This window comes from Chamaesiphon sp. VAR_69_metabat_338, from assembly GCF_031423935.1.
Lineage (GTDB): Bacteria > Cyanobacteriota > Cyanobacteriia > Cyanobacteriales > Chamaesiphonaceae > Chamaesiphon.
The window spans coordinates 1-7,505 of the sequence record NZ_JANPGM010000051.1; the positions used below are offsets into that span (position 1 = coordinate 1).

6 protein-coding genes and 1 pseudogene are annotated in these 7,505 nt (G+C 47.3%); 2 read left to right on the top strand and 5 right to left on the bottom strand.

Going from position 1 to position 7,505, the window contains the following annotated elements; translation table 11 throughout:
• From RMO84_RS01590 to RMO84_RS01600, 3 genes and pseudogenes are all read right to left on the bottom strand, one after another.
• Positions 1–378, bottom strand: a pseudogene (locus RMO84_RS01590) (DNA polymerase I); the annotation flags it as partial.
• A gap of 538 nt (positions 379–916) precedes the next feature.
• Entirely contained in the window at positions 917–1,351 is a 435-nt protein-coding gene (locus RMO84_RS01595; RefSeq protein WP_310486702.1) for a hypothetical protein, read from the bottom strand.
• A gap of 110 nt (positions 1,352–1,461) precedes the next feature.
• On the bottom strand, positions 1,462–1,887 hold the full coding sequence (locus RMO84_RS01600) for a hypothetical protein (protein ID WP_310486704.1): 426 nt from the start codon (positions 1,885–1,887) through the stop codon (positions 1,462–1,464).
• Between the two features lie 139 nt (positions 1,888–2,026).
• On the opposite strand from RMO84_RS01600, the gene hflX reads away from it, so the two are divergent.
• A complete protein-coding gene (gene hflX / locus RMO84_RS01605; protein WP_396135739.1) occupies positions 2,027–3,712 on the top strand; it encodes a GTPase HflX in 1,686 nt (561 codons plus the stop codon).
• Between the two features lie 607 nt (positions 3,713–4,319).
• On the opposite strand, the gene RMO84_RS01610 is transcribed toward hflX, so the two are convergent.
• Together RMO84_RS01610 and RMO84_RS01615 are read right to left on the bottom strand one after the other, a co-directional pair.
• Positions 4,320–5,213 (bottom strand): S1 RNA-binding domain-containing protein, encoded by an 894-nt coding sequence (locus RMO84_RS01610; RefSeq protein ID WP_310486706.1) that lies wholly within the window; start codon positions 5,211–5,213, stop codon positions 4,320–4,322.
• Positions 5,214–5,444: 231 nt separating this feature from the next.
• Positions 5,445–6,218: a dienelactone hydrolase family protein gene (locus tag RMO84_RS01615; protein WP_310486707.1), complete on the bottom strand. Its 774-nt coding sequence runs from the start codon at positions 6,216–6,218 to the stop codon at positions 5,445–5,447.
• Between the two features lie 366 nt (positions 6,219–6,584).
• On the opposite strand from RMO84_RS01615, the gene RMO84_RS01620 reads away from it, so the two are divergent.
• A complete protein-coding gene (locus tag RMO84_RS01620) occupies positions 6,585–7,484 on the top strand; it encodes a polysaccharide deacetylase family protein (protein ID WP_310486708.1) in 900 nt (299 codons plus the stop codon).
• Positions 7,485–7,505 lie beyond the last annotated feature (21 nt).

Consider the following 7,505-nt stretch of genomic DNA (forward strand, 5'->3'; position numbering starts at 1 on the left):
CCCCGCCAGCGTCCCCAACACATCATCCGCCTCAAATCCCACCGCCGTAATCGTCGGTAAATTTAACGCCGTCAATAGTTGGTAGAGGTTCTGAATATCGATCGTGAAATCTTCCGGCGTTTCCACTCGATCGGCCTTATAATTATCATCAGCTTCATGTCGGAATGTTGGCGCGCGTAAGTCAAACGCGATCGCCATCGAATCCGGCTTTTGACTATTAATAATCTCCACCAAAGCCTTAACAAATCCAAAACAAATACTCGTCGGTACTCCCGCCGAAGTCGTTAAGCCACCACTCTTACTTTTGGCATAGGCAAAGTAGGAACGGTAAGCCAAAGAGTGTCCATCGACGAGAATTAGTAAGGGAGTTTGAGACATACGATCGAGTTGATTAACCTAATTAAATTATACACAATCTGTAGGGGCAGGTTTATGCCATAGCCTACAAATACTTAATCAAACCCGCCCTCACCCACTAAGAATGGATTGCGTATGATTATTTACGAATCAGCCTAGAAAATCTAGTGAGGTTATGCGGGTTTAGTTAAGATTTCTAGGGTCGATAATTACTTGCATAAAACTGCCCTTGCAGATGCTTAATTTCTTAGTAATGGTGGATTTGTCAGAGCGATAGCAAAACCCAACTCACTCACCAATATCCTGGAAATGTTGGGTTTCATTCTTCAACCCAACCTACCTTAAAATATCTGGATGTCAGAGAGTTTAATATTATGACTATTTTTTTCACCTTAACTTATCGATCGAATCTAATCCCGATTGCAATACATCCAAAATAATATTGTCCGAACTGTGATTAGAATGATTGGCTGATGGACTATGATGTGATGTGCTGCGAAAAGCTGAGTCTATCTATTAATCCGATAAATCATAGTTCAGATGGCAGATTAAGTATTAATTACTGTCTGATTTTAGTCGTGAATCCAGAAGCTTTAAACTTCTTCAATTGCAGTGGTTGCCGCGCACTTTCTGGCACCGTAACTCGCATCTCAAAATCATTGATTCCTGGCGGCACCTGCTCGATTAAACCCACCCGTCCGCGATTTGGTAAGACATTATTATTGTCCGCATCATAAATCCGCCCGAAGACATCAGCATCATAGACAGTCTTACCCGACTTGTTTTCAGCCTTCCCAATAATCAAGAAACAGGCCGCACCTTGAGTCACACCACCACTCGTCACCGCACCCTTTGCCATTTCCGCCGGACAATCCTTATAACCAACTTCTGTCAAGGGAATGGGTGTAATCGCTAACGCTGCGGGGGCAAATAGCCCTGTAGACATCGATACAACGATCGCAACAGCAAATGTGATGAATGTACGAATTAGCATGGCGAGGAGAGAGTGGGGACTGGGGGACGAGGAGACTGGGTGACTGGGAGAAGATTTCGTTCGAGATCTTCAATCCACTGTTCCCTAAAGCCGAAAGCCTAAAGCCTAATCTAAAACCATTGTCCCCCATTGAAGCGCGAATAGGGAGAGAGGATACGGAGTAACGAATGCGTAACGATCGCACCGAGCAGACTAAAGCTCGTATAAAACCCGATAAATCCAGGGATATTAAAGCTAGCTCGATCGATCCCAGGTAAGCCGATAACTTTAATAATCGTTACTAAAAACAGACATTCCCAAACCGCCGCACCTAACTGTAACAAGCCATTCCAGTCGCCATCCCAGCGAAACCGTTGGAGCTGATGATAGCCAAAATCCCAGGCTATTCCGAAGATACCGAGATAGATTAAGGTTAGCAATGTTTGTCCGGCGATCGCTGGACTCGATCTGACTACCATTAAGATAGTTAACAATAGCCCAACTGTCGCTAATAACAACACGCGAATTTGCCAACGACCAAATAAAGTAAAAGTCATAATGTGCTGACGGGATCGATCGGATTTCAATATTCTACCCAATCTCTACATTCGAGACAGTAATAAAGTTTTACAAGCAGCGATCCCAAACGCCGCTGCCAGCCACTACACTAGAAGTAATGCGTTAGGAACAGAGCATATCGAGACGATCTACGGCAACTTACAAGGATTAAAATCCAATCAGATCAAGAAGCTACGGAAGTTATACAATGACAGACTACCAGGCGATCGACTGACTACGCCAGAATTTGCTCAAAAGCTAGCGGCAATTAGTGCCGAAATCGGCGATCCAGTGAGCGTATATATCAATCGGCGCGGTCAAATTATCCGCTTGGGTGTCGGCACTCCCCGTCAGACCCAAATTCCACCGTTAGAATTACCGCGTTATGGTGCCGAACGGTTGAGTGGGATTCGGTGTATTTCCACTCAGCTCAAACCGGAGATTCCGAGCGAGAGCGCGCTGACGGCGATGGCGTTGCAGCGATTGGATGCGCTGGTGATTTTGAATATTACTGGTAGCGGTTTCCAAAAGCGGGGCGGGGGTGCGACTGGATACATTCAAGATACCTATCTCGCGCACTTGGTACCGCATCCAGAAATCAATTGGACGATTTCGCCACCTTTGAGTCTAGATACGATTAGCGATCGAGATTTTCTGGATCTGGTCGATGGGATCGAGCGAGAATACGAGCGGGATCTTGCCAATCAAAACGTTGCGGACGAAACAGATCGAGTCGTATTAGTTGGGATCAAAACCGACTATGTGACTACCCAGAGATTTACCGATGGCCTGGAAGAAATCGTTAAATTAGTCCAAACAGCAGGCGGCGAAGTTCTCCAAACCATCCAGCAAAAACGATCGAAACCCCACCCGCAAACTGTCGTCGGGGAAGGGAAAATCCAGGAAATCGCACTCGCCGCTCAAAAAATCGGCGCGAACCTGATTGTCTTTGATTGCAATCTATCCCCCAGCCAAGGACGCAACCTCGAAACTCAAATTGGGATTCGGGTAGTAGATAGAACTGAAGTGATCTTAGATATCTTTGCCCAACGCGCGCAATCGGGTGCGGGTAAATTACAAGTCGAACTAGCCCAACTAGAATACATGATGCCGCGTCTAACTGGGCGCGGACTAGCCATGTCCCGTCAAGGTGGGGGGATCGGGACGAGAGGGCCTGGAGAAACTAAATTAGAGACCGAACGCCGGACGATTCAAAAGCGGATTTCGCGGCTCCAGCAAGATGTGAACCAATTGCAAGCGCATCGTTCGCGGCTGCGGCTCCAACGTCAGCATCACGACGTGCCATCGGTTGCCCTAGTTGGGTATACAAATGCGGGCAAATCTACCCTGCTCAATACCCTAACTAATTCCGAAGTCTACATCGCCGACCAATTATTCGCGACCCTCGATCCGACGACGCGTCGCTTCCAGGTACCGGCAAGTAATACTGGGGACTTGCGGCAAATCCTCCTCACCGATACGGTGGGCTTCATCCACGAGTTACCGCCGCCGCTGATGGATGCCTTCCGCGCCACCTTGGAGGAAGTGACCGAAGCCGATGCGCTGATCCATCTCATCGATCTGTCCCATCCGGCTTGGCATAGCCACATTCGATCGGTAATGGGGATCTTGAGTGAGATGCCGATCGCGCCAGGGCCATCGCTGATCGTGTTTAATAAGATCGATCGAGTCGATAGCGAACGACTCGCGCAAGCAGAGGAAGAATTCCCCAATGCCGTCTTTATTTCGGCTTCCGAGCGGCTGAGTTTAGAGACGCTCCGCCAGCGGGTCGGCCAACTGATTGCGTATACAGTGCCAGCTTGAAATCGACCAAACGGATGATATATATCAAAACACACCTTGAAAGCTGACTTTTTAGTTACTTTTCGCTCTTTAGAATATTAAGTGGAAAGGTTAAGCTAGAGTCAACTGTATTTCGGTCGGACTGTGTACAATCTAGTCTCCTCAGAGCATACAGGGTGGTTTAATCGATCGTGTGGGGGTCGGTAAGTAGTGCAGTGACATGTTACTATCGACCCCCTTACTTTTTTCCCTTCACCAGCTTTATCTAAATTGTCCGCTCCATAACTGTTTTCCAGACAGCTTTCCAGGTTATAGGTTTTTAATTATTCGCTCCCCGCAATCCTCCTAAAAAATCGATTTAGGAGGATTGCTTGTGTTTTGACAAGATGTTTGTTACAATTCTTAATAAGAGACAACAACAATCTTTAAAATCTAGCATCAACAGTCTGCTCAGTGATAAAAGAGCTGACACGAGTTTTTGGCAGAGTCTAAGGAACGAGTTTTCTCCTCCCAACACAGCTATCTAGCCAGCCAATTAATTAATCGGCTGGTATTTTTATGAATGTTCGAGAATGTGAAGTGTAGTTGTAGCGATCGGCTTCGGTATTAACGATCTCGGCAACTAGCTTTAGTTACCAAATAACTTCTTCGCCGCACGTTCGCTACGGGCTTCAGCAGATGCCATCACTTCGGCCATATTTTCGAGCATCTCACCGGGGTGATTTTCCAAGACTCTGGTAGAGAGTGAAATTTTACCATTGCCTTCATCTAAGTCAATAATCATGGCTTTGATTTCTTGACCGATCGTAAATAATTTCTCACAAGCCTCGATCCGATTTTGGCTGACTTGTTTGATATAAATTAAGCCCGTATTTCCATCAAATTCGACAAAGGCACCGAAAGGCTTGATCCCCACGATCGTACCAGTTACTAATTGGCCTAATTCTAGTTGACTAAAATTGGCCGTACGGGTAGCTTGGCGTTGCGAGAAAACCAACTTATTTTTTTCTTTATCGGCTTCGATGATGATACCAGGAATACTAGTACCGACGAGTGACTGATGGTCGCGTTCGAGTAATTGAGAGCGAGGGATAAAGCCGCGAATGCCTTGGAAATTGACAGTTACACCACCTTTATTGACGCCAGTAACTTTCAACTGGATCGATTCTTTATTGCTCTGAATATCTCCAACTTGATTCCAGGCATATCTGACCTGCAATTGACGTTTGGATAGTGTAACTTGGCCGTCGGCATTTTGTTCGCGAATAATCAGAAATTCTTGCTCGTCACCGATCGGTAATAATGCCGACAAATCAGCCGATTCATCTGCGGCAACTTCTTCTGCGGGTACGAATGCTAGCGACTTGCCATTGATATCGACATAGACACCATCGCTATCATAACTATGAATTTTCCCTCGCACTAATTGGTCTTTCTCAAAACTGACTGCTTCAGCATCCAATGCTTTGGCAAAGTCATCCATGGAAAAGATTTCGGCTGAGGTACTTGTGGTCTTATTCATTTGAGGGAGTTGGGAGACTGGGGGACGAGGGGACGGGGAGACGGGGGGACGGGGGTACAGGGGGACGAGGAGACTGGGGAACGCTGACGTTCGATCTCCATTCACTGTCTTGATTCACTTGCTTGGTGCGCTCCGTGAGGAGTTACGCGAATCGCTATCCACTATTCACTACCACCTAAAGCCTAAAGCCTAAAGCCTAAAGCCTAAAGCCTAAAGCCTAAAGCCTAAAGCCTAAAGCCTAGACCGTGTTAGTTGCTGAAATAGTTCTTCAACATGTTGCCATGCGGACTTGGCAGCAGTGGGATTGTAACTAGCCCGTAAATCGCAATTGAAGCCATGTTCGGCACCTGGATACTGCCAAATCTGATGGGGAATATCGTGTTGAGTCAGAGCAGCCTCGATTTCGGCAGTGTGTTCGGGGGGAATGCTAGCATCATCCATACCAAAGAACATATACATCGTACCTGCGATCGCGCCGGTCTGACTTACTGATGGCTCGCCACCGCCAGGAGTGCGGGTAGTGATTCCCGCCCCATAGAAAGAAGCTGTCGCAGCAATATCGGGCAATGTTGCAGCTAAATAAGCCACATGACCGCCAAAACAAAAGCCGATGCAGCCAAAATTGGGGGCAACTTGGGGTAAAGTTTTGAGGTAATCGATCGCGGCTTGAATATCGGCTAAGAGCTGTGACGCAGTCGTTTTTTCGGCATAGCTGCGGCCTAACTGTACATCAGCATTAGTGTAATCGAGTGCTAAACCTGGTGCGACTCGATCGAACAATGCTGGTGCAATCGCCACATAACCCAACTTGGCAATGCGTTCGGTGACAGCGCGAATATGGGGATTGACCCCAAAGATTTCCTGGAGTACGATGATGCCTGGAAATCGACCCGCACCTTCAGGGATGGCAAGATAAGCAGAGATGTTAGAGCATTGGGAACGGTCGATCGTAGACTTGCCCGTGGCAATGGAGATTTGTTGCGTTATTACTTGGAGTTGGGTCATAGGGATTAATCCAGATCTTGGCGATCGTCACAACCAAGTTTAGCAACAAAACTTCGAGTCCATCTTACTAAGTGGTCTAGCGATCGACAACTAAACAATCGGGGAATCGATCGTCCATATCTATATTATAGATAGTCCGAAGGTGGGAGCGATGACAACCAGTCAAAGCGTGCGAGTCGGTTACGATCGATCGCCAATTCGGTAGATTTGACAAAATAGGTATTTTTCGCTACTGTCGGCACATTTTGTCGCCAAATGCGAGAGAATTAGACTCAGTTTCAAAGTTCGAGTCAAACGGATCGTTCGGGCGATCGGCACGACGAATCCAGAGTAAAACGTTTCAATTAAGTGTCAGGAGTTGCTAAAGTGGCCAGAGGTAAACATCACGATCGAACCGAGCGGTTACTACCAGGTAAAATGCTATGGCTAGCCATCGCAGCCATATCTTGTGCTGCCGTTGCCATCTTGCACGCGATTTTCAGTAACGTGCCCGAGAGTGCATTAATTGCCAATACGGGGATTGCCAAAACAGTAGAGGTAACTACGGCGGTTGCTAGTACCATTCCCCTGAACTTCGATGTCCCCACCAGCTTTCAAGCGAAAACAATCAAAGATGTCTCCGTACCTGCCTCTGAGAAAGTAATTGCCCTCACCTTCGACGATGGCCCCTGGCCGGAGACTACCGAGCAGATTTTAGCAACTCTCAAACAAGAACATATCAAAGCGACCTTTTACATGATCGGTCAACCGCTCAAATCTTTTCCCGAGATTGGCAAAAAAGTCCTCGCTGACGGTCACGTCATCGCCAATCACACCCTCCATCACTGGTACAAAAAGATGAGTCCGTTGGTCGCGCAACGCGAAATCGAAGATACCTCCAAAATCATCAAAGAAGTCCTCAATGTCGAAACCGAATATTTCCGACCGCCAGGTGGGGTATTAACTAACGGTTTAGTTGCCTACGCCCAACAACACAACCAATCTGTCAATATGTGGTCGGTGGATTCTGGCGATAGCCATCCCAAACGGCCATCTGCAGAAGCGATGATTAAGACAGTGGTTTCCGGTGCGACCCCAGGTGGTATCGTCCTGATGCACGATGGTGGCGGCAGTCATGCCAACACGGCCAAAGCTGTCCCAGTAATTATTGCCAAACTACGCGCTCAGGGCTATAAGTTTGTAACCGTACCCGAACTCCTCGAAATAGCCTCCACAACGCCGCAGACACCAACCGCTCAAACTACACCTGATGTAGTCGGCAGTTGAAAGTCGATCGTCGATCGTCGA

Excerpts from the sequence above, each read along its gene's own strand:
- RMO84_RS01595 (WP_310486702.1), bottom strand. The coding sequence starts at position 1,351 with ATGCTAATTCGTACATTCATCACATTTGCTGTTGCGATCGTTGTATCG.
- RMO84_RS01600 (WP_310486704.1), bottom strand. The coding sequence starts at position 1,887 with ATGACTTTTACTTTATTTGGTCGTTGGCAAATTCGCGTGTTGTTATTA.
- RMO84_RS01610 (WP_310486706.1), bottom strand. The coding sequence starts at position 5,213 with ATGAATAAGACCACAAGTACCTCAGCCGAAATCTTTTCCATGGATGAC.
- RMO84_RS01615 (WP_310486707.1), bottom strand. The coding sequence starts at position 6,218 with ATGACCCAACTCCAAGTAATAACGCAACAAATCTCCATTGCCACGGGC.